The organism is Bacteroides ihuae (assembly GCF_900104585.1).
Taxonomy (GTDB): Bacteria; Bacteroidota; Bacteroidia; order Bacteroidales; family Bacteroidaceae; genus Bacteroides; species Bacteroides ihuae.
This window is the reverse complement of sequence record NZ_FNVX01000005.1, coordinates 1,169,328-1,188,533: the sequence shown is the minus strand read 5'-3', so window position 1 is coordinate 1,188,533 and position 19,206 is coordinate 1,169,328. Positions and strand designations below refer to the sequence as shown.

Genomic DNA, 19,206 nt, shown 5'->3' with positions numbered 1-19,206 from the left:
TCAGAAGTGATTTATGGCTTTTCTTTTTGCTAATTTTGATGGAAAATTCTACTTTTGCATGCAAATGTTGCTCTATTGTTGCTCGAAGATCAACACTAAATAAAGACTCAAAATTATGCCAACTTTTAAAACAGAAGTACAAAAACATCAGAAACGTAGTGACGGCACATGGAACGTCAAGATACGAATTACCCATAATAGAAAAATAAAAAGAGTACCTACGTCTATTTACGTATCTCAGTGTGATCTTACAAAGAGTCTTAAAATTAAAAGTCGGGATATAATAGAGGAAGCCGAGGCGATAATCTCTTCTTATCGGGATGCGTGCAATAAATTAGGAACCCGTGCGAATTCAATGACCGTGGAAGATATCGTAGATTACATTACGGGAATATCCGACGAGAAACAGAGAGAGATAGACTTCATATCCTTCTCCAATACCTACATAGAAAGTATCAAATCGACCGGAACAGCAAGAAATTATAAATCGGCCATAAACTCATTAACGAAGTTCGCCAAAAGAGATAGACTGAATATTTCCGAAATAACAGCTAAATTCCTGTCGAATTATGCCGACTTCATCAACCTTGAGAAATCCAAGAGAAATATTGAGGCTATAAAGAACGATGAGAGGATTACTTCAAACAGAGCCTTAACTTTGTATATGGGATGTATCAGACATCTCTATAACGAAGCTAAGAGGGTTTACAATGACGAAGATGGAGGAAAGATATTAATCCCTTGGTCTCCTTTCTCCAAATATAAAATCCCACGAGACGAGGCAACCAGAAAACGTGCTATTGAAGCCGAGGCCATAAAGAAGATATATGATCTGCCTTATAAGATGAGGAAGAATGCAAGAACAAAGTCCGAGCAGAATTGCCGGTATAACTTGGCTAAAGATATGTTCTTACTCTCTTTCGGGCTCATAGGGATGAATTCAGCAGACTTGTATACGTGTTCTAACCTTTCTAATGGAACTATCATCTATAACAGAGAAAAGACAAAAAGCAGGAGAGCTGACGAAGCGGAAATACACGTAGACATAACACCCGCTATTTCTGCTCTGGTGGAAAAATACAGAGATAGGACAGGGAAGAGAGTTTTCAATTTCTACCAGATGTACCGTGATACCAACACCTTTAATCAGGCCATCAATAAAGGACTGAAAGAGATAGGGAAGGAGTTAGAGATAGAAGACTTGGAATTTTACGCTGCACGCCATTCTTGGGCTACTATAGCCATTAATGATGTGAAGATAGACAAGTATACCGTCCATGCTGCACTTAATCATGTGGACGAATCTATGAAAGTCACCGATATTTATATTAAAAAGGACTTTACGGCCATAAATGAGGCAAATCGTAAAGTCCTTGACTTAGTCTTTGGAGATTAACCTGGCTTATTATTTCTTTAGCTTTGTATATCCATGAATATTTAGCTGAATATCTGTAACCTTTACGTTCTCTTTGAACTGTTGGGTATAGTATTCAGTAACTCTACTTTTATCTTTCTGATAAAGTTTTTGTTCTCTTGTAGATGCCTTATTAGCTACTTTATTACTCATATGATAATGCAAATATAGCTTCTAATTTTGATATAACTTGTGTACTATCTATATTGTTAGAACACTGAGTATTGCAATTGGTTGTTCTACCATCTTTTCTTTTGCAAACTTTAATATCAAACTTGTCCGCTTTCGGTAATAACTCGATTTTATATATGTAGTAACCTTTAGGATATTCCCAATATTCATTAGCCGCATTTTTAAAATAGCGGATATCTAAATTCTCATCAATAGAAGATAAATCATTTATTATTTGTAAAGTGTTATCGTATCTGTCGTTGGGATTAGGTTCAATACATCTTTTTATTATTTTCTTTAGCTTTTTAGGCACATGTGGAAGGTATAATTTTCTGTCTGGAAATTTTCCTCTTATTATATTCTCTTTAAATAAGTCATTGTCAAATGCAGGTGGAGTTCCTGTTGTTGGAATTTGTGCATACAAAAAATTATTGCCATTAACCATCCTATACATTGTCAATCCAGCTTGATATATATCATTTTTTATAGTTTGATGTAAGCCACGTAATTGTTCGGGGGTTACATGTGGGGTATAGAATGCTTCTGCTGAACAAAATCCATAAGTATCTGTATACAAAGATAGTCCAAAATCTGACAACATGGCCTCATTCGAATCTGAAATCAATATGTTATCAGGTTTTATATCAAAATGTATGAGACCTTTTGAATGTATATGATTTAGCCCTGATAGAAAATGTATTGAGTATCTTATTACTTCACGGATTGTTAAGTAATTGCTTTCTGAAATTTTCTTTTTTAGAGAACCATTTTTATAATATGGCATGGCAATATATATATTGTCATCATCTTCGCAAGCGTAATTAACTTTGACAATATTATTATGATTATTAGCATAGAGTAATCTTGCCTCTTTGAAATACTCCTCGTATGGTACTCCATCTTTTTTTTGAATCTCTTTAATAACTATGTTTCCATCTAATTGATTATCGTGAGCTAGAAACACTTTAGAGTTTTTGCCTTCCTGTCCTATTTCTTCTATTTCATCAAAATCCAATCTAACTTTACAATTTTTCATAATTCTAGATATTAAATGCACTCAGAGAAGCTAGTAAAGATTCTCTTTCTTCTTTATTATATTTCTCCCAATCTTCAAATAAATCACACGTTTTGTTAGCGAGTATTGTTTTGAAGTTTTCTCTTGCCATTCCAAGCTTAGCGGTTATGTTTGAAATCTGCCCAACGTAGTATTTTTCTATGGTTGAACTTGCTATTAATTCCTGAATGACAGCTTCCATGTTAATTCGCTCTATTGAAATTGTGCGTGCTGTTGGTTCCGTTATTCTGATACAAGCAAGATTAACGGCGTTTTCATGAATAATATCTAAGAATGTACTTCTTATAAATTTTAATTGTTCAGGTATCTGCAACGCAATAGGAACATTGACTTTATCTATCAATATAACTTCTTTTTCGCTATTCCTTTCTCGTATAACAGAATAGATTACGGCACCCGGTTTTACTCTTATTCCGATTGATGTATTATTACTCATATTTATTTAGTTTAATTATTATAACCATTTAGCGACCCCGCCATGATGCGAGCATGTACCTCTTCGGCTTTGGCTAAAGCTGTATGTCCCGTCTCGGCATAAAGCTGTCGCTCCTGCTGGTGCAGATTCATATCGAGTGGGGGATTGTACTCTGTTCCCTTTGGAATTCGTGTAATGCTTTACAGAAGTCCTCTCTATGTTGCTAGAGTAGCTAACCTTATGCTTTGTGAGGTATTTGGTCGATACATACCCGATTTGTCCGTTGTACTGGATTGGAATCCATTTGCAGTCACAATCTTCATCAATGGTGACGGAGGTACCTTGAGGAATAATCAAGATTATTTCTGCTGAAGTATTTGCTTGGGAACGCATGTTCAGATTGGACGTTGCGTACCTGATATTGTCTTGAGCATTTAAGCTTAGGACGAAAGCGAGTTGAAGTAATATGAATAGAATCTTTTTCATTGTACTGATTTAAAAGAAGCCAATCGCTATAATTGTTCTGGCGGTTGGCTTCGTTGGTTACTTAGTATGGCAATCGTTGCAACAATAATAGCATCCATCAACATTGTCATAGTGATTCTTTGCTTCACGGACTGCATCTTTACAATTTGAAAAATCTCCTAAGTAAATCCGGTTATCTGCATCAGGCAAATAACTACAACTACTAGTGTGTACTTCATGCTCGCCTTTGGATTGAGCGTTTTTATTAACATAGTACTTCATGATAAAAAGTTTTTTGGTTAACTATTTCAATTCTTTTCATTCCTAAAAGGGGATACCTTTTGGCTTGTTCGTGGAATTGCTTGAACGAGCAACTTGATATATATTTGTTCTTGCAAGAAATATCAGCCAATGTCATTCATTCCAATTTAGATATCCAGATGTGTAGGTATCCTTAAATGTTGGGTCGATCATGGTGATTTTGTTTTTCGTTACAGAGATATGCTCTGCCTTCCATATTATCCCTTCGTCATTGCTATTGATCATTACTACTACATAGTAGTTACCTGGCGAACAATTATAAGTGCCTGTTCCGCTGTCTGATTTCAGTACAATATCAATAAAGAAAGATTTCACAATCTCCCCTGATGTCGTTTTTATATTGGCATCTTCCCATACATTAGATGGTGAAGAATAAGGTTTGTATTCAAATGTGGTTGGATCGTAGTCACCATCTTTGAAAAAACAGAATGTGGCTGTTAGTTTATTGTTTCCGCTATATTGCGTTTTGGCGTAATACCACATACTAGTTTCGATTTTAAGCTCGTCACCTCCATTACATCCAGTAATCGCCAATGCAACTACCATTAAAAATAAAATTCTTTTCATTATTCTATAGATATTTAGTCTGTTAAGCGTATTTTTGTTTGCTTGTAAATTTTTTGTTTGAGTTAAGTGAAAGTGCGTACGCTTACATTTGCGTTCTTGCCAACTTCCCTACAACTTTGTATAAGTGAAGTATCCGACTTCCTTCGATTTCCATCATTTCTTCATCTTCCAATAATTACCAATCGTCTTCTTGTTTGTCATCCATATTTGACAAAATGTTCTTTATCGAATTATTCAATGGTTTATTGAATCCGTTAATTATTTCTTGTTTTAGATAATTTTGTTTGCCGTTTTTAAATACTTTTTCCGCTTTTAACCATCTTGGAAGAAATATATTATTTGGCTTATCATCAGAGAAAAAACGTACTATTACAGGCGCATCGACTTTTACTTTAGCATCCTTAAATTGGAACTGCAAAACGTATTGTATTGAGTAGAAAGATTTACTGCCCATTATTCCTCTCAAAAGTACGCAGTCCTGAATAACGCCATTGACTGAGAGAATTTCTCCATCAACCTTGCTTATAACATCTTTAGGTGAATTATATGCTTTATTTATTGCAACTAGAACTTTTGAATACAGATCCTCTTTTGTCTTTCCTTCAAAGGGAATTACTACATAATTCTTTTTGTCGTCATGATTCAGATAACTTCCATCATATTGAAGTCTGAAATCAATAGTGTCTTGAGCACAAATATTTGCAGTGCAAAAGACTAATAGCGTTATTAATAAAATCCTCCTCATTATTTTTTAATGTTTACTTGTCTCTTATAATTGTGTTTTCACTGATAAAATATTCTCCACTACAAAAAGCTTTTTTATTTTGCTTCTGTGTAGCTTGATATCATCATATTCCTTGTTTCGGCTTCTTAAAATGATATAATTATCTTCGTCTGGTTCGTACTTCCGAATGTATTTGATCATTCTGTACTCCTCTAAAAGGATGAGGTATATTTGACCGTAGAATATTTCATCGAAGTTATATATTTGGTGAAGTACTACTTTGTCTCCGTCAAAAATGACTGGTTCCATACTATCTCCGTTAGCTCTAACTATTTTGGAAGATGGGTTTATTTCAGGAAGACTGATGGAGCCTATGACATTGTCATTAGTGAAGATCATATCTCTTTCTGCTGTTCCACAAGTTCCATCAAGGTTGTAAACAAGTGCTCCTGAGTACACGCCTTCTCTTATATCGGATGGAGATATATCTATTTCCTTTTCTTTTCTTTCTTGATCTATCAGTACAGGTTCTCCGACACCAGAAAGAAGCCATGCTGGATTTATGCTAGTATAAAAAGCGAGAAATTTATCAAGTGCTTTTCTACTCGGTTGCTGCAAGTTATTTTTAATTTTGGTTAGTGTCTGCTGCTTTATTCCTATATCTTGCTCTAATTTATAGGCGGTTACTTCTGCTAGTTCCATTGCTTTAAAAAAGCGTTTTGCAAGTTCACTTAATATTATTTTATCATTTTCCATTATAATAACTTTAATAGTTAGTATATTTGCATCGTATCATGTTGCGGATGATACCGACTAGATTATTTATTTAACGGACTTTACTTCAAACCGCAACTTTGGAGTTGGTCGCTTTATTTTATTGCTATGATACAAGAAATGAAAGACGGTGGGCTGGAGTTAACCGATCCTGAGAACGATAGAAAGGCTATAAATTCTCTTCTCTCTGATTATAAAATTCAGCTCGCTACTACAATGTGCAAAAAGCTCTACGAATGTCCTGTATAGCCATTTTTATAAGTATTGCGGCAATCCTGTTGCTGCTAATGCAGATATTCCAATAGCCCATTTTAATATTCTATTTGCTTTAATGGCAGCATGTTTGCTTTTATTGTCTAACTCCCTATCATATTCTCCATCTTTGATTATTTTAAGCTTATTCTTGTATTCCGCAATAAGAGAATCGACTTGCCATATAAATAAAATCTCTAACCTACCATTCCTATTGTTGGGATCTATGTTGTCCCCTCTGGATGAGTTGGCAGCACATCTCTCCTTGATTTCGTTTTTTATAGAATCCCAATAAGCGCCCGACAGTTCTATGCCTTTCGTATCATCTATTTTGCTAGTAAAGTGAAAATACTCCAATACAGCAATCATTGCTTCAGTTCTCTGCTTATTGTGAAATTTTAAATCCATAGCTGCTATATAATAAGGTATAACTCTTCTCAAACAAGCTAACGGTTAAATAATGTTATACTAACTAATAAAGTTACTATAATATTTTATATAACTATTTTAGTTAGTATATTTGCATCACGATAACGATATGATGATGCGCAACAAAGATAATAGTTGCTAATCATAAAAACAAGTTTAACACATAAAAACAAAAAGATGAAAAAGAATTTTAGACACGATGTCATGAGTTTGGCTCATAGGATTTTCAGTCTTGCGCAAATGAGCTGGTCAATTGCTCTTAAAAAAGCTTGGTTAATCGTGAAATTGATAACGAAAATGCATAAAGGCGTTGCAAGCTTTCAATATCAGAAAACAGACGGTTCTATAAGGTCTGCACAAGGTACTCTCTTAAAAAGTATCACCGATTTACTCGTAAATGGCAATGGCAAAAGCAATGATAAGACAGTAGCCTACTTCGATATTGAAAAACAGGCTTTCAGATGCTTCAAAATTGAAAACATCCTCACAATAGCCTAAAGTAATAGAGCGGGCAAACGTAGTGAATATTTTACCCGCCCACTTAAAACTAAGCCCTTTGATTTCATGAAAAACTTTTTTCGGTGTAATTCATAAACCGTTTAAAAGCGACAAAGCAAACTAATAGATAACTGGTATAGCAGGGATGCGGTGATTACTAGTGAGGCTATCGAAGATAAGAAACATGCTGTTAGTCTGAAAAGTCTTTATCAGTAAGCATTTCCGTATAGGCGAAGGATACGCTAACAGTCTAAATAACCCTGTGTAAGTTTGAAATATGAGCTTTACTATTCGATTAGGCACAGGGCACTAATTTTAATACATACAATTATGAAAGCAAAGCATATTGTAATGATCTGGGTTGTAAGCTTTGTAATAATGCTTATAACTTCTTCTAATTGGGCAATAATGGTTTTCCCAACAATCGTATTTCTAATCGCTTCGCTATATATATCAAAGAATAGCGAACGCATGTTGAACGAACTTGAAATAGAGGATAAAGATGACACATTTAGATGATTTATACAAAGAGCTTGAGAGAGTGTCTTCTATGGCAGAAGAAGAGGTTAAGAGAGTCTACAATGCCGATTCTAAGTCTGAGATATTAGCTCTTATCAATGCGGATATTGAATCTATTCTCAAAGAACAATATGAATATGAAGATTATGATGACGGAATGGACTATGACGCTCTGTGCAGAGTACAGGGATTAAGCAGATTTTGTTAACAAAGCCAGTCACACAGTAGCCTTCATCCGTGTAAAATGGTGCTTAGTCAGGCATGACGAAGCGAAACTTCACGGGACTGGTTTTTAATACTTATAATTATGAATAAAGGTGATAAAGTAAAGACGTGGACATCTAATAAGGTGGGCACGGTGGTATCTTACAACTCTTCAACAAAAGAGGTGACTGTGAAATACAGGAACAGTAATGCGGTTGATGTACTGCCTGTTTCAATGTGTAGCAAGGTTTAACTAGTGTTTTTATGTGTTCGGGTGTGTTGCTTGTGAAAGTAGTGCACCTTTTTTTATTCGACGACAATTAAAAAAACAGATATATGGAGAAAGTAATTGAAATTACAGATGAATACACCACGGTAGGGATATTCAATCAAATGAGGGTAGGGGATCTTTTGAAAGTGCCATACGATGACAGTAGGTATTCGGGAATAAAGAGTGAAGCCGCAAGGCGAAACAGGGACGCAAGACTTAAAAAAGAACTTAAGAACAAGCTTGATATTAAATATAGAGTATCAAGGGTTGAGCATCCCGGGTATATATCAATAATCAAACTGAAATGATTGTACTAGAAATTTATGAGCTCAAAAATATCTGCATGGATATGGCAGAGTTGGGCGCAGCAGCAAATCAGAAAATGGTAGAGCCGAAAGCGGATCGTATAAAACAAAGAGAAGTTTATCGGTGGTTTAAATCCATTGGTCAAAAGCCATGTCTTTTAGAAAAGTTGGTATCCGATGGCTTAGTGCACAAAAAGCGTATGGGAAAGGCTATAAATTCACCTGTATGTTACTCGAAATTAGAAATTCAAGCAGCTTTAAACGCCTTGAAAATGGATGAATACGTTAACAAATAACCCTTTAATAAAAATAATCATGTCACTAATAAGAAATTCAAACGAGTTAGTATTACCATCAAATATAAAGATGATGGTTTACGGTCAGGCTGGTATGGGTAAAAGTACTTATGCGTTGAGTACCCCAAAGCCTTTGTTATTCGACTTCGATAATGGAGTTAAGCGTATCAATGGAGCAAATCTTGTGGGTGTAGATACTGTACAGATATCCAAATGGCAGGACGTATTAGATGTTCTCAAAGAAAATTTATCAGGATATCAAACTATTGTTGTAGATACCATTGGTAAGATGATGGACTATATTATCACCCACAGGTGCGGCAATAGGGTTCCCGTAATAAAAGACTGGAACGGCATAAATCAAGAGTTCTCGAATTTCATGAGAAACCTGTCTGATCTTAACAAGCATGTTGTGTTTGTCGCTCACAGAGATACGAGAAAAGAGGGCGATGATACGGTATTTATCCCATCCTTGAGAGAAAAATCATATAATTCAATTGTGACAGAGCTTGATCTACTTGGATATATAGAAGCCAAAACAGAAAACGGCAGGACTAAAAGAACTATCACGTTTGACCCAACAACTAGAAACGACGGAAAAAACACTTGCAATTTGCCCTCAGTAATGGAAATACCTACGATTATTGATGTAAATGGCAATCTTACTCATAAGAATACCGCTATTCAGGATTATGTGATTAACCCATATTTAGGCATGTTAGCGGCAAAAAAGGCTGAGACAGAACAATATGTTAAAGTCATGGCAGAGATAAAAGAGCAGATTGAGTTAATCACCGATGCCAAATCTGCTAATGATTTTGCATCACGTGTCAAGGCTTTCGATCATGTTGGCAGCTCTCTGGATATGACTAGAGCTTTATTCTCTGCAAAAGTAAATTCTCTCAATCTGATTATGGATAAAGAGACTAATAAGTACATTCAAAAAGAACTTCAACCCAGCTTATTATGAAAGAGCTAAATATTCAAGAGAAAGACCTTGAATTGGTCGTGTCAGAAAAGACACTGGGAAGCTTGACTACCAACGCCAAACAAATAAAGGCGTTGGTTGAAGCTTCGCTTCCAAACTATGATATTTCAAACTACAATGAATCAAACATAGACCTTGCAAAGAAAGACAAGGCTATGTTGAATAAAGCTTCAAAGGCTTTAAATACTAAAAGGCTTGAATTTGAGAAAGAGTTTATGAAGCCTTTCTCTGAATTTAAAGAGATAGTAAGTGATACCGTTAAGCTCATAGCTGAATGTTCTTCAAAGATTGACGTTGTGGTTAAACAGAGCGAGCAAAAATATAAGGATGATAAGAAGAACACCATTCAAGAGCTTTATGATGGGAAAGGTTTTACCCTTGTGCCTTTCAGTAAGATCTTCGATGAAAAATGGCTGAATAAAACGGCTAAGGAAAAGGATATCAATTTGGATATTGATTCAAAGATAGCCAAGATAAAGGATGATATCGTAACCCTCGAAGCTATTGGCGAAGATGTAGACTTGTTAAAGTCCCTGTATCTCGACACACTTAATATCAACTCAACAATACAGTATGCCAATACCCTGAAAGCCAATAGAGAGAAAGTAAAAGCAGAATCAGAAAAGGCTGTTACCCCAGTTGCACAAACTCAAACAGCGTCTGAACCTAAGAAAGAAACGGTGATTCCCGCTTCTCAGACTGATGTATATGTCAGAGCCTTCAAAGTTTCCGGCACACGTGAGGATATCATCGCTCTTTCAGAATTCATGAACAGCAGGGGCATTAAGTTTGAAAAGATAGAGTTATGAAACCGTCTTATAGATTTTATGCGACACTTTTGGATGCTTTCAACGATTATCTGAACAGTGATGCAATATGGAACAAATATTGGGGATTCAGTGAGAATCCGCCACATGACCCGGAAGAGTTTCACGAACAACAGTTCAAGGAATTAATAGACAGGATTAATCGAAAGCCTTTTGATAGTGAAGCGGCAGACAGAGGGACAGCCTTTAACGAGGTTATTGATTGTATGATTGAGAATCGGAAGAGTGATACCGTTATAGTCGAAAGGGTTTATAGTAGTGAAGTTGATTTCTATCAGGATGATGTTAATGCCCCTGATATTGATTCAATGCCTCAGTACAAATCAAAAGAAATAAAAGGTAAACTGCTTGGTCTAAATGCAACGTTAAAGAACAGAACTTTCTTTTTCCCTATCGCTCTATGCCGAGAGTTTGCCGATTATTTCAAAGGGGCACTTACTCAACAAAGGGTAGAAGCCGTTCTACCGACTTGCTTTGGTGATGTGCTTGTCTACGGTTTGATTGATGAACTAATGCCAACCTCTGTACACGATATCAAGACTACAGGCCGATATTCTGCTTTTAAGTTCAAAAACCATTTTCAGCATCTTGTATATCCCTATGCTTTGATGCAGAACGGCAGTGATGTAAGGCTCTTTGAATACAACATTACAGACTTTAAAGAGACTTATACCGAGAGCTACACTTTTGTTCCCGAAAGGGATATACCGATTCTTACCACACACTGTGAAGAGTTCATTCGGTTTTTGGAAGATAATAGAGAATTAATAACTGATAGAAAAATCTTTGGTTTGGAATGATCTATAACACAGTCAACGAATATGAAGCTCAAAAGCTAAGAGAAGATACAGAGCGGGCTATAAAAAACCAAGATGTCGTTGAGCAGACAAAGAAGCGGCTCAGCAGGACATTGAAGCAGAATTCATATTTGCATCTTATAATCGGATGGTTCGCATGTGAATATGGCTGCTCTATAGATGAGGTAAAAGTTGATTTTTACAAACGGAAGTGTAATAAAGTCATCTACGAGCGCACAGGGGTGAACAAGCAGGGTAAGGAAATAACATACCTTAGAAGTTCTAAAGACCTTGACACAGAAGAGATGGCTTTATCAATAACGAGATTTAGAAATTGGAGTTCTGCAGTAGCAAGCATTTATCTGCCGTCAGCAGATGAAAGGGAATTTTTGCTTCATGTCAAGCAAGTGATTGAATACAATAAAGAATTTATTTAAAGATTTAATTTATGGACAAATTTTTAGGTCAAGAAGTCCAAGAAAAGGACAGATGGCAATTTTTACAGGACAATGCCGATGCAATTGAGGAAATCGGTTATACTCACCGATTCACTCCTGACGAGTTAGCACAGAAAAAAGAATCTCTCGCTGAAACCTCTATTTCAATCAATGACATTGAGATAGAAAAGAAAGAGGTAATAGATGAGTATAAGGAGCAGCTTAAACCTCTGAATGTAACAAAACAGACTCTTCTTGAAAATATCAAGAAAGGTTCTGAATATGTGGAAAATCAGGAATGCGCCAAAATCCTTTATCATGAAGAGAAAATGGTAGGGTACTATAATAAGCTTGGCGAACTCGTTTATTCACGTCCGATCATGCCACAGGAAATGCAAAAAACAATTTTTAATATTAACCATAAAACAGGAACAGAATCATGAGTGAAAACAAATTAAATGTAGTGATACCGAAGGATTATAACGGTACACCGATTGAAGTAGTATTAAGAGAAGGCGAAGCGGCTTGCCAATTAGAACCTAAAGAGCCGGAAAAGATAGATATTCGAGGCACAATCGAATCGCCCTTGAAATGGTTGGAAAAGCGTATTGGGCTTATCAATCAGAAATCAGCTAATATCAAGGTAAGCAGGGATAATATGATTGTTACCTTGACAATTGATGAAACCAATTACTATCAAGCAAGTATATCAGGTAGACTTGAGCTTTCAAAAGAGATGAAGGAGTTCGGCATCAATACCGATAATACTTGGGAACCAAACAAGCTTTCGCTATTCATCAAGATGCACCGGGCATTCTTTACTGACAAATCCCAAAATATGCAGCTTGTATCCATCCTCAAAAACTTCAAAGCAAAAGTTAATCAAGACATAGAACGAAGCAAAGAAGAAAATGGCAGTAAGGTAGATAACTATTCTCAAGTGGTTGATTCCAATTTGCCGAAATCTTTCAAACTATTCATTCCTTTATTCAAGGGCTTTGCAAATGAAGAAATAGAGGTTGAGATCTACGCTGATGTAGACGGGCGGGACGTTTCTCTATCTCTTGTTTCTGCTGGTGCTAACGAAGCAATCGAAGAATACAAGAATAGTGTCATTGACGATCAATTGGAGGCAATCAAGGTTATTGCACCCGATGTCGTAATCATTGAACAGTAATAATAAGTCCTACGCCATTAATTATTGGCGTAGGCATAAATGGAATAATGGAGTGTACGGTATGAAAGCTCAGTGAACGGAATGCTAAAGATGCGCATATGGCAGGATGTCACCAAGACCGGGCTATTAGTAGTTGAAAGTAGGTTCGATGAGAGCGGATAACCAAGGCTTGAGAAAATGAAATGGCGAAAATAGACGATACTTGTGCAGGTTCGAACCCTGCTTATTCCACGAATTTTAATTCAATCTTATGATATATAAGCGAAAGAAGAAAAAAGAAAAACCCTTGCCTTTGTTCGATAGGATGGGGGTAACAGTAAAAAAGAAGCCGGATCTGAAAGCTAAGTTAGATAAAGAATTTAGCCTTTTCATCCGGCTTCGTGATGCAATGCCGAATGGGTGTTTTCGCTGTATCAGTTGCGGCCATATAAAGCCATTTGAACAAGCTGATAACGGCCACTACATTAACAGGCAGCACATGAGTACACGGTTTGATGAAATGAACTGCAATGCTCAGTGTCGAAAGTGCAATCGTTTCATGGAAGGTAATATCCAAAATTACCGCAAGGGATTGATTGCTAAATATGGTGAGCAAAAAGTCATTCTACTGGAAGCAAAGCAAGGAATTACTCGTAAATACTCAGACTTCGAGTATGAGCAACTAATCAAGTATTATAAGGCACTCAACAAGAAATTAAAAAAGGAGAAAGAGATATGAAACTAACTGATGAAAGTCTCATGCCTTTTGGAAAATATAAAGGCAAAAAAATGGCAAATGTGCCTGCATCATACCTAATGTGGCTTTATGATGAATGGACATTACCGAACCCTCGTTTTGGCTCTATCAATAGAGAAGTTAAAGAGTATATCGAAGATAACCTTGACGTTATTCAAGAAGAAATAAAAAGAAATAGTCATGTATAAGCTTCGTGATTATCAGCAGGCTGCATCCGATAAGGCTGTGGCCTTTTTTATGGACAAAAAAATAGATAAGAACGCTATTATGGTGCTTCCTACAGGGAGTGGAAAGAGTTTGGTGATTGCCGACATAGCAAGTAAGTTAGATGGCCATACTTTAGTCTTTCAACCATCAAAAGAGATACTTGAGCAGAACTACAAAAAGCTATGCTCTTATGACATATTGGATTGTTCCATTTATTCAGCTTCATTCAATTCTAAAGAGATAAACAGGATAACTTTTGCCACAATAGGCAGTGTAAGGTCTCATCCTGAACTATTTACTCACTTTAAAAATATCATTGTAGATGAAGCTCATTTGGTAAACCCTAAAGAGGGAATGTATAAGACATTCTTCGAAACGGTGAAATGTAAGGTGTTAGGATTAACAGCAACCCCTTACAGGCTATCATCCAATCAGGAGTTTGGAGCAATGCTAAAGTTTATAACTAGAACAAGGCCGAGAATCTTTTCAGATGTTATCTATCAGGTTCAAATATCAACACTACTTGATCAGGGCTTTCTTTCTAAATTGAACTACTATGACCTACGGCCGACTGGATGGGATAACGGTAATCTACGGGTTAATACAACTGGTGCGGATTATACCGATAAGTCGGTTGTGAGAGAATATGAAAGAATAGACTTTTATAGCTTTCTGGTTAGCATCGTTCAACGCCTTATGAATCCAATAGAAGGAGGGAAGCGCAAAGGCATACTCGTATTTACCCGCTTTATAAAAGAGGCTGAACGGCTAACGTATTCTATTCCCGGATGTGCCATTGTCTCAGGAGAAACCCCTAAAGCAACACGTGAAATGATATTAAAGCATTTCAAATCCGGCGAAATCCCTGTAGTGGCAAATGTCGGGGTTCTCACTACGGGTTTTGATTATCCTGAACTTGATACTATCGTGATGGCAAGGCCTACTATGTCACTTGCTCTTTATTATCAGATAGTGGGACGTGCTATCAGGCCGCACAAAGACAAGGCATGTGGTTGGATCGTTGACTTATGCGGTAACGTGAAGAGGTTTGGCAAAGTTGAGGAACTAAAACTCGTAGAGCCAAAGAAAGGACTTTGGCAAGTTGAATCGAAAGGAAAGCAACTAACGAATGTATATTTCTAGTATAGACTATAAACCATAAATAAGATGGCAAGAATAAGAACAATTAAGCCCGAATTTTGGGAAGATGAAAAGATTGGTTCTTTGCCAATGCCGTGCAGGTTATTTTTTATCGGACTTTGGAACTTTGCAGATGACCAAGGGGTATTCAGAGCAACTCCAATTCTTTTAAAGTCCAAGATTTTTCCTTATGATGAGAATTTAAGAGTTTCAGAACTTAGCAAGTGGCTTGACGCCTTAGAAAAAGCCCGAATGATAATACCTATTATCCATGAAGGAGAAAGCTATTATATAATTCGCACTTTTCATAGTCATCAGATCCTTGACAAACGGTATATGAAATTCATCATTCCACAGGATATTGTAAGTCACACACTAAACACCACGTGTACACATGGTGAACACATAGTGAACACTACGCAGGAAGAGGAAGAGGAAAAGGAAGATAAAGAAAGTAATCCTAACGGATTACCAAAGAAAGACGAGCTTTCTTTGACGAATGCAGAGAAAGTCGATTATGTAGCTCTTATGGACTGCTTTAATCAAATGTTTAACGGAAAACTGCCTAGTATCTCGTCAATGATTGATAAGCGCAAGAAGGCCGTTAAAATGAGAGCTGCCGAACATGGAAAGCAATCTATAATGGCAGTGTTTAAAAATACCCTTCAATCTCAATTTCTCTTAGGTCACAATGACAATAACTGGAGATGCGATTTTGATTGGATATTCAGACCTACTAATTACGTGAAAATTTTAGAAGGAAATTACAATGGAACAAGGCTTAGCAAAAATCAACGAGATAGTCAGCAGCGAAAATTTGATTCAATCACTGCAATCTCTACAACCGTCAGAGAAGCTGCCGCAAAAAAGAGAGCGGAGCTTGAAGCAGAGGGCATTATTAACAAAATACCCTGATCCTGCACAATTCATCATGGATTATAATCCAGATATGCAATCCAAATTACTTAGATACAATGCAACTCATGCAGATTTGGCACTGAATACCACAATTCCTTCACTTGGGTTATTGGCATCCACTTATGGCGATGAAACGCCTATTGAATGGCTGAAAATTCAACTAGGGACACTAAATGATTTCACCGAGGTATCAACAAAGCTCAGTCCAGAACAGCTAAACGAACTCTCTTCTCTTTTTTTATCCGAGTATTACTACGTCAATGTAGCAGAAATTAGTCTGTTCATATCTAGGTTTAAAATGGGTCAATACGGAAGATTTTACGGGGTTATAGATCCGATAAAAATAACCAGAGCTATGCTTGATTATATAACAGAGAGAAGAGTAGATATTGAACGGCAAAAGCGTGAGCAATACCGCTTGCAATGCGAAAAAGAGATAGAAGAAAGAGGGCATAATCGAATTTCTTACGCTGAGTACCTTAGTCTCAAGGCACGAGCCGAAAAAGGAGACAAAGAAGCCCAAAAACAACTCTTACCGCCATGAAACTAACCATCTATTGGGTAACAAAAGATGCTGAATCTATCCAGCGCATAAGAGAGAGATTCAATCTGACACCCGACACAACTGTCAATGGAGAAACTCCTGCAGAAATACGGGAGGAAGATATTCCGCTACTAAGAGAAACCGAAAAAAGAGGATTTATACAAATTAGGAACAAATGAAACCAAAGAAACAACTAATAGAAGCCGCCATTGAGGATGGTAGTATGGACAGAATGAACATGCTATTATCAGCAGCTCACCTTTTGAACTGTGAAGCAAACGATTTAGTAGATGAAGCAGCGGAGGTAATGCTGAAGAAAGGCTTATTGCTTGGTGAGTTAAAAATGAGGCATAATGACTTCGTACGTAGTGCAGACCGATATTTTAAAGAGTTTGCAATGATGATCACAACAAATAAGACGAAGATGGACATGTTCAGTGACTTGGAAGAGTTTGATAAATCATTCCGAGAGTGGACAAAAGTAACTAACGAGTGGGAACCAATAAACAATAGCGATAAGATTTGTGAATGATTTACTTGCTAACTCAATAGACATAAAATAAAAAAGGAGTCACGCCTGACTCCAACCTTTGTTAACCTTAAATCTAATACTATGAAAAACACAGTACAAAGATACTGCAATCTAGGATAATAGCAAATTTTAGCCGCTCTGTGGCTTCATTTATAACATGGTTTAATAGGAAGCGTGTTGTTGTTAACTATTTAACGTAATCATGTTAATAATTAACTAAAAAGAGAGGTGCTTATAACACCTCTCTAGTGGCGGGGCAGGGAATCGAACCCCCAGTGGCCTTCATTGTATAATGGTTACTCTTAGCTTGTGTCACACGACTTTCCTTCGGTCCCGCCGCAATAGCCCCTACCGCCCTAGTAATTGTTTTGTTCATCTTTGAAATCTCCTTTCCTAAACTATTAAAGATTGAAATCCCTCCCAGAACTAACTGGAAGTAAGTTGGAGGTGTGAAGCCAAGAGCGCACGAAACAAGGCTAAAAGATACAACTAAGCATATTTAAGTGCAAAATTATAAATAAAAATAGTACAACAATGATAATAGCATGGTTTTCTTGTGGAGCAACATCCGCAGTAGCTTGTAAAATAGCATTAAGTCTATATGAAAATGTACAGATATACTATATAGAAACAGGCTCATCACACCCTGATAACACACGTTTCTTGTCAGATTGTGAACATTGGTATGGGCAAAAGATACGCACTATTCGGAACGATAAATATAATAACGTTTCGGAAGTTCTTCGGAAAAAGAAGTTCATAAATAGTCCCAATGGAGCGACATGTACGCTTGAGTTAAAGAAGAAAGTCCGTTACGCTTTAGAAGATGAACTAAAAGAATGGGATGGACAAGTGTGGGGATTTGATTTTAGTCCTAAAGAAATTAATCGTGCAATAAGATTTAAACAGCAGCATCCACACACAAAGCCACTCTTTCCCCTTATTGAAAAGGGAATAACCAAGTCCGATGCTTTAGGTATGTTATGGAAAGCCGGGATAGAAATTCCCGTAATGTACAAAATGGGGTATAATAATAACAATTGCATTGGTTGCGTAAAAGGAGGAATGGGCTACTGGAATAAGATCAGAAAAGACTTCCCTGGTGTATTCAATGAAATAGCCATAATTGAACGTGAAGTGAATGCTACTTGCTTAAAAGATGATAATGGGCGAATCTTCCTTGATGAACTTGCCCCTAATAGAGGTGATCTAGTGCATGAAATTATCCCCGATTGCTCGCTTATCTGTCAAATCGAATTTCAAGAACTTTTAGATAGGCAGGTAAAACACGTAATGAATGGGGAAATAAAGATCAACGATATAAGATAATCTGCTAATAAGAAAAGAGGCTAATTAAACATTACCCTCTTTTACATTCAATCCATTATAAAAATAAAGGAATGATAATCCATTTCAAAATAGAAATGACAGTACCAAATTCTAAAATGACAAGTATGAACCTTGTCATGAAACTTTCCTTAACTGAGAAGCTACTACTATTATTCGTGCTAAACTCAAATTTAAATGTTTCCTTTTCTGTTTTTTTTAAAATTTTTAGTTGCAAAAAAAAAAATTATAAAACCTAATAAATTGAATCATATAAATGATCCCAGTTAGCTTATCTACAGCTATTTTAAGGTAATAGCAAACGCTAACCACCGCAAATATATCAATAAATGTTATAAGGATAAATAAATATTATGGCAAAAATTTATGTAGCAAGTAGCTGGCGCAACCAATGCCAGCAAGAAGTGATAAAAGTTCTCAGGAGTTTAGGACACGAAGTATATGACTTTAGGAACCCTCCCGGACGAACAGGATTCCAATGGTCGACAGTCGATCCTAATTGGCAGAACTGGACTACCGAACAATACAGGGAAGCATTAAACCATCCTGTTGCTATTGACGGCTTTAACTCTGATTTCAATGCTATGCAATGGGCTGATATTTGCGTCATGGTATTGCCATGTGGACGTAGTGCCAATACTGAAGCCGGTTGGATGGCTGGAGCAGGTAAACGTGTGTTTGTCTATTCTCCCGAAAAGCAGGAGCCGGAATTGATGTATAAAATCTACGAAAGGATACTTTGTAATATTGATGAATTAGGAGAACAGTTTATACCCTAGTGCAAAAACTGTACTACTCTTTGTGAGGGTGGTATTCGTAGTAATAGCAAAGAGTAATGATGCTGTCTATTAGTGTT

The 19,206-nt window shown here is 36.6% G+C and carries 32 protein-coding genes; 23 read left to right on the top strand and 9 right to left on the bottom strand.

All coding sequences use genetic code 11. The features are described from left to right. The first annotated feature begins 115 nt into the window (after positions 1-115). Positions 116-1,396, top strand: a complete 1,281-nt coding sequence (locus BQ5338_RS10495; protein ID WP_071146728.1) for a site-specific integrase — start codon at positions 116-118, stop codon at positions 1,394-1,396. Between the two features lie 9 nt (positions 1,397-1,405). Here the strand turns inward: BQ5338_RS10495 and BQ5338_RS16875 are convergent, their stop codons facing one another. The 8 genes from BQ5338_RS16875 to BQ5338_RS10465 all read right to left on the bottom strand — a co-directional run bounded on the left by BQ5338_RS16875 (position 1,406) and on the right by BQ5338_RS10465 (position 5,908). Further along, complete coding sequence (locus BQ5338_RS16875) at positions 1,406-1,567, bottom strand: hypothetical protein (protein ID WP_159431326.1); 162 nt, start codon at positions 1,565-1,567, stop codon at positions 1,406-1,408. Then, positions 1,560-2,621 (bottom strand): serine/threonine-protein kinase, encoded by a 1,062-nt coding sequence (locus BQ5338_RS10490; RefSeq protein WP_071146727.1) that lies wholly within the window; start codon positions 2,619-2,621, stop codon positions 1,560-1,562. Before BQ5338_RS10490 ends, BQ5338_RS16875 begins: the two co-directional genes overlap by 8 nt. A 4-nt stretch (positions 2,622-2,625) precedes the next feature. Next, positions 2,626-3,096 carry a hypothetical protein gene (locus BQ5338_RS10485; RefSeq protein WP_071146726.1) on the bottom strand — a complete coding sequence of 157 codons (471 nt, stop codon included), beginning with the start codon at positions 3,094-3,096 and terminating at the stop codon, positions 2,626-2,628. 18 nt (positions 3,097-3,114) lie between these two features. Beyond that, the gene (locus tag BQ5338_RS16535) at positions 3,115-3,561 is read right to left on the bottom strand and encodes a DUF3761 domain-containing protein (protein ID WP_078063449.1); all 447 of its coding nucleotides are present in this window, start codon (positions 3,559-3,561) and stop codon (positions 3,115-3,117) included. Between the two features lie 57 nt (positions 3,562-3,618). After that, the gene (locus BQ5338_RS10480; RefSeq protein WP_071146725.1) at positions 3,619-3,822 is read right to left on the bottom strand and encodes a hypothetical protein; all 204 of its coding nucleotides are present in this window, start codon (positions 3,820-3,822) and stop codon (positions 3,619-3,621) included. Between the two features lie 132 nt (positions 3,823-3,954). Beyond that, the gene (locus BQ5338_RS10475) at positions 3,955-4,428 is read right to left on the bottom strand and encodes a hypothetical protein (RefSeq protein WP_139265225.1); all 474 of its coding nucleotides are present in this window, start codon (positions 4,426-4,428) and stop codon (positions 3,955-3,957) included. 175 nt (positions 4,429-4,603) lie between these two features. Continuing rightward, positions 4,604-5,173, bottom strand: coding sequence for a DUF4468 domain-containing protein (locus BQ5338_RS10470; protein WP_071146723.1), 570 nt, complete (start codon positions 5,171-5,173; stop codon positions 4,604-4,606). A gap of 24 nt (positions 5,174-5,197) precedes the next feature. After that, positions 5,198-5,908, bottom strand: coding sequence for a S24 family peptidase (locus BQ5338_RS10465; RefSeq protein WP_071146722.1), 711 nt, complete (start codon positions 5,906-5,908; stop codon positions 5,198-5,200). Between the two features lie 126 nt (positions 5,909-6,034). On the opposite strand from BQ5338_RS10465, the gene BQ5338_RS16870 reads away from it, so the two are divergent. After that, complete coding sequence (locus BQ5338_RS16870; protein WP_159431325.1) at positions 6,035-6,175, top strand: hypothetical protein; 141 nt, start codon at positions 6,035-6,037, stop codon at positions 6,173-6,175. Positions 6,176-6,181: 6 nt separating this feature from the next. Here the strand turns inward: BQ5338_RS16870 and BQ5338_RS10460 are convergent, their stop codons facing one another. Next, positions 6,182-6,586, bottom strand: coding sequence for a hypothetical protein (locus BQ5338_RS10460; protein ID WP_071146721.1), 405 nt, complete (start codon positions 6,584-6,586; stop codon positions 6,182-6,184). A gap of 198 nt (positions 6,587-6,784) precedes the next feature. On the opposite strand from BQ5338_RS10460, the gene BQ5338_RS10455 reads away from it, so the two are divergent. From BQ5338_RS10455 to BQ5338_RS10365, 21 genes are all read left to right on the top strand, one after another. Further along, positions 6,785-7,105 (top strand): SH3 beta-barrel fold-containing protein, encoded by a 321-nt coding sequence (locus BQ5338_RS10455; RefSeq protein ID WP_071146720.1) that lies wholly within the window; start codon positions 6,785-6,787, stop codon positions 7,103-7,105. A gap of 330 nt (positions 7,106-7,435) precedes the next feature. After that, positions 7,436-7,624 carry a hypothetical protein gene (locus BQ5338_RS16730; RefSeq protein WP_139265224.1) on the top strand — a complete coding sequence of 63 codons (189 nt, stop codon included), beginning with the start codon at positions 7,436-7,438 and terminating at the stop codon, positions 7,622-7,624. After that, positions 7,608-7,832, top strand: a complete 225-nt coding sequence (locus BQ5338_RS10450) for a hypothetical protein (RefSeq protein WP_071146719.1) — start codon at positions 7,608-7,610, stop codon at positions 7,830-7,832. Before BQ5338_RS16730 ends, BQ5338_RS10450 begins: the two co-directional genes overlap by 17 nt. A 99-nt stretch (positions 7,833-7,931) precedes the next feature. Then, on the top strand, positions 7,932-8,081 hold the full coding sequence (locus BQ5338_RS16865; protein WP_159431324.1) for a hypothetical protein: 150 nt from the start codon (positions 7,932-7,934) through the stop codon (positions 8,079-8,081). 83 nt (positions 8,082-8,164) lie between these two features. After that, a complete protein-coding gene (locus BQ5338_RS10445; RefSeq protein ID WP_071146718.1) occupies positions 8,165-8,407 on the top strand; it encodes a hypothetical protein in 243 nt (80 codons plus the stop codon). Beyond that, positions 8,404-8,700 carry a hypothetical protein gene (locus BQ5338_RS10440; protein WP_235816402.1) on the top strand — a complete coding sequence of 99 codons (297 nt, stop codon included), beginning with the start codon at positions 8,404-8,406 and terminating at the stop codon, positions 8,698-8,700. The genes BQ5338_RS10445 and BQ5338_RS10440 overlap by 4 nt, the downstream gene beginning before the upstream one ends. Before the next feature lie 19 nt (positions 8,701-8,719). After that, entirely contained in the window at positions 8,720-9,670 is a 951-nt protein-coding gene (locus BQ5338_RS10435; protein ID WP_071146889.1) for an ATP-binding protein, read from the top strand. Then, on the top strand, positions 9,667-10,497 hold the full coding sequence (locus BQ5338_RS10430; RefSeq protein WP_071146717.1) for a DUF1351 domain-containing protein: 831 nt from the start codon (positions 9,667-9,669) through the stop codon (positions 10,495-10,497). The genes BQ5338_RS10435 and BQ5338_RS10430 overlap by 4 nt, the downstream gene beginning before the upstream one ends. Further along, a complete protein-coding gene (locus tag BQ5338_RS10425; RefSeq protein WP_071146716.1) occupies positions 10,494-11,315 on the top strand; it encodes an HNH endonuclease in 822 nt (273 codons plus the stop codon). The genes BQ5338_RS10430 and BQ5338_RS10425 overlap by 4 nt, the downstream gene beginning before the upstream one ends. After that, on the top strand, positions 11,312-11,749 hold the full coding sequence (locus BQ5338_RS10420) for a NinB/YbcN family protein (RefSeq protein ID WP_071146715.1): 438 nt from the start codon (positions 11,312-11,314) through the stop codon (positions 11,747-11,749). The genes BQ5338_RS10425 and BQ5338_RS10420 overlap by 4 nt, the downstream gene beginning before the upstream one ends. 11 nt (positions 11,750-11,760) lie before the next feature. Then, positions 11,761-12,192, top strand: a complete 432-nt coding sequence (locus BQ5338_RS10415; RefSeq protein ID WP_071146714.1) for a hypothetical protein — start codon at positions 11,761-11,763, stop codon at positions 12,190-12,192. Beyond that, positions 12,189-12,926 (top strand): hypothetical protein, encoded by a 738-nt coding sequence (locus BQ5338_RS10410; protein ID WP_071146713.1) that lies wholly within the window; start codon positions 12,189-12,191, stop codon positions 12,924-12,926. Before BQ5338_RS10415 ends, BQ5338_RS10410 begins: the two co-directional genes overlap by 4 nt. Before the next feature lie 250 nt (positions 12,927-13,176). Continuing rightward, positions 13,177-13,644 carry a recombination protein NinG gene (locus BQ5338_RS10405; RefSeq protein ID WP_071146712.1) on the top strand — a complete coding sequence of 156 codons (468 nt, stop codon included), beginning with the start codon at positions 13,177-13,179 and terminating at the stop codon, positions 13,642-13,644. Beyond that, positions 13,641-13,850, top strand: a complete 210-nt coding sequence (locus tag BQ5338_RS10400) for a putative quorum-sensing-regulated virulence factor (RefSeq protein ID WP_071146711.1) — start codon at positions 13,641-13,643, stop codon at positions 13,848-13,850. Before BQ5338_RS10405 ends, BQ5338_RS10400 begins: the two co-directional genes overlap by 4 nt. Beyond that, a complete protein-coding gene (locus tag BQ5338_RS10395; RefSeq protein WP_071146710.1) occupies positions 13,843-15,012 on the top strand; it encodes a DEAD/DEAH box helicase in 1,170 nt (389 codons plus the stop codon). Before BQ5338_RS10400 ends, BQ5338_RS10395 begins: the two co-directional genes overlap by 8 nt. 24 nt (positions 15,013-15,036) lie before the next feature. Next, positions 15,037-15,924: a hypothetical protein gene (locus BQ5338_RS10390; protein WP_071146709.1), complete on the top strand. Its 888-nt coding sequence runs from the start codon at positions 15,037-15,039 to the stop codon at positions 15,922-15,924. Beyond that, positions 15,890-16,471, top strand: a complete 582-nt coding sequence (locus BQ5338_RS10385; RefSeq protein ID WP_071146708.1) for a DUF6633 family protein — start codon at positions 15,890-15,892, stop codon at positions 16,469-16,471. Before BQ5338_RS10390 ends, BQ5338_RS10385 begins: the two co-directional genes overlap by 35 nt. Beyond that, positions 16,468-16,650, top strand: coding sequence for a hypothetical protein (locus BQ5338_RS10380; RefSeq protein WP_071146707.1), 183 nt, complete (start codon positions 16,468-16,470; stop codon positions 16,648-16,650). The genes BQ5338_RS10385 and BQ5338_RS10380 overlap by 4 nt, the downstream gene beginning before the upstream one ends. After that, on the top strand, positions 16,647-17,003 hold the full coding sequence (locus BQ5338_RS10375; RefSeq protein WP_071146706.1) for a hypothetical protein: 357 nt from the start codon (positions 16,647-16,649) through the stop codon (positions 17,001-17,003). The genes BQ5338_RS10380 and BQ5338_RS10375 overlap by 4 nt, the downstream gene beginning before the upstream one ends. Positions 17,004-17,537: 534 nt before the next feature. After that, complete coding sequence (locus BQ5338_RS10370) at positions 17,538-18,332, top strand: phosphoadenosine phosphosulfate reductase domain-containing protein (RefSeq protein ID WP_071146705.1); 795 nt, start codon at positions 17,538-17,540, stop codon at positions 18,330-18,332. A gap of 371 nt (positions 18,333-18,703) precedes the next feature. Continuing rightward, the gene (locus BQ5338_RS10365) at positions 18,704-19,129 is read left to right on the top strand and encodes a hypothetical protein (protein WP_071146704.1); all 426 of its coding nucleotides are present in this window, start codon (positions 18,704-18,706) and stop codon (positions 19,127-19,129) included. Positions 19,130-19,206: the final 77 nt, after the last annotated feature.

Bases quoted from the DNA above. Each gene is read 5' to 3' on its own strand.
- BQ5338_RS10495 (WP_071146728.1), top strand. From the start codon at position 116: ATGCCAACTTTTAAAACAGAAGTACAAAAACATCAGAAACGTAGTGAC.
- BQ5338_RS16875 (WP_159431326.1), bottom strand. From the start codon at position 1,567: ATGAGTAATAAAGTAGCTAATAAGGCATCTACAAGAGAACAAAAACTT.
- BQ5338_RS10490 (WP_071146727.1), bottom strand. From the start codon at position 2,621: ATGAAAAATTGTAAAGTTAGATTGGATTTTGATGAAATAGAAGAAATA.
- BQ5338_RS10485 (WP_071146726.1), bottom strand. From the start codon at position 3,096: ATGAGTAATAATACATCAATCGGAATAAGAGTAAAACCGGGTGCCGTA.
- BQ5338_RS16535 (WP_078063449.1), bottom strand. From the start codon at position 3,561: ATGAAAAAGATTCTATTCATATTACTTCAACTCGCTTTCGTCCTAAGC.
- BQ5338_RS10480 (WP_071146725.1), bottom strand. From the start codon at position 3,822: ATGAAGTACTATGTTAATAAAAACGCTCAATCCAAAGGCGAGCATGAA.
- BQ5338_RS10475 (WP_139265225.1), bottom strand. From the start codon at position 4,428: ATGAAAAGAATTTTATTTTTAATGGTAGTTGCATTGGCGATTACTGGA.
- BQ5338_RS10470 (WP_071146723.1), bottom strand. From the start codon at position 5,173: ATGAGGAGGATTTTATTAATAACGCTATTAGTCTTTTGCACTGCAAAT.
- BQ5338_RS10465 (WP_071146722.1), bottom strand. From the start codon at position 5,908: ATGGAAAATGATAAAATAATATTAAGTGAACTTGCAAAACGCTTTTTT.
- BQ5338_RS16870 (WP_159431325.1), top strand. From the start codon at position 6,035: ATGATACAAGAAATGAAAGACGGTGGGCTGGAGTTAACCGATCCTGAG.
- BQ5338_RS10460 (WP_071146721.1), bottom strand. From the start codon at position 6,586: ATGGATTTAAAATTTCACAATAAGCAGAGAACTGAAGCAATGATTGCT.
- BQ5338_RS10455 (WP_071146720.1), top strand. From the start codon at position 6,785: ATGAAAAAGAATTTTAGACACGATGTCATGAGTTTGGCTCATAGGATT.
- BQ5338_RS16730 (WP_139265224.1), top strand. From the start codon at position 7,436: ATGAAAGCAAAGCATATTGTAATGATCTGGGTTGTAAGCTTTGTAATA.
- BQ5338_RS10450 (WP_071146719.1), top strand. From the start codon at position 7,608: ATGACACATTTAGATGATTTATACAAAGAGCTTGAGAGAGTGTCTTCT.
- BQ5338_RS16865 (WP_159431324.1), top strand. From the start codon at position 7,932: ATGAATAAAGGTGATAAAGTAAAGACGTGGACATCTAATAAGGTGGGC.
- BQ5338_RS10445 (WP_071146718.1), top strand. From the start codon at position 8,165: ATGGAGAAAGTAATTGAAATTACAGATGAATACACCACGGTAGGGATA.
- BQ5338_RS10440 (WP_235816402.1), top strand. From the start codon at position 8,404: ATGATTGTACTAGAAATTTATGAGCTCAAAAATATCTGCATGGATATG.
- BQ5338_RS10435 (WP_071146889.1), top strand. From the start codon at position 8,720: ATGTCACTAATAAGAAATTCAAACGAGTTAGTATTACCATCAAATATA.
- BQ5338_RS10430 (WP_071146717.1), top strand. From the start codon at position 9,667: ATGAAAGAGCTAAATATTCAAGAGAAAGACCTTGAATTGGTCGTGTCA.
- BQ5338_RS10425 (WP_071146716.1), top strand. From the start codon at position 10,494: ATGAAACCGTCTTATAGATTTTATGCGACACTTTTGGATGCTTTCAAC.
- BQ5338_RS10420 (WP_071146715.1), top strand. From the start codon at position 11,312: ATGATCTATAACACAGTCAACGAATATGAAGCTCAAAAGCTAAGAGAA.
- BQ5338_RS10415 (WP_071146714.1), top strand. From the start codon at position 11,761: ATGGACAAATTTTTAGGTCAAGAAGTCCAAGAAAAGGACAGATGGCAA.
- BQ5338_RS10410 (WP_071146713.1), top strand. From the start codon at position 12,189: ATGAGTGAAAACAAATTAAATGTAGTGATACCGAAGGATTATAACGGT.
- BQ5338_RS10405 (WP_071146712.1), top strand. From the start codon at position 13,177: ATGATATATAAGCGAAAGAAGAAAAAAGAAAAACCCTTGCCTTTGTTC.
- BQ5338_RS10400 (WP_071146711.1), top strand. From the start codon at position 13,641: ATGAAACTAACTGATGAAAGTCTCATGCCTTTTGGAAAATATAAAGGC.
- BQ5338_RS10395 (WP_071146710.1), top strand. From the start codon at position 13,843: ATGTATAAGCTTCGTGATTATCAGCAGGCTGCATCCGATAAGGCTGTG.
- BQ5338_RS10390 (WP_071146709.1), top strand. From the start codon at position 15,037: ATGGCAAGAATAAGAACAATTAAGCCCGAATTTTGGGAAGATGAAAAG.
- BQ5338_RS10380 (WP_071146707.1), top strand. From the start codon at position 16,468: ATGAAACTAACCATCTATTGGGTAACAAAAGATGCTGAATCTATCCAG.
- BQ5338_RS10375 (WP_071146706.1), top strand. From the start codon at position 16,647: ATGAAACCAAAGAAACAACTAATAGAAGCCGCCATTGAGGATGGTAGT.
- BQ5338_RS10370 (WP_071146705.1), top strand. From the start codon at position 17,538: ATGATAATAGCATGGTTTTCTTGTGGAGCAACATCCGCAGTAGCTTGT.
- BQ5338_RS10365 (WP_071146704.1), top strand. From the start codon at position 18,704: ATGGCAAAAATTTATGTAGCAAGTAGCTGGCGCAACCAATGCCAGCAA.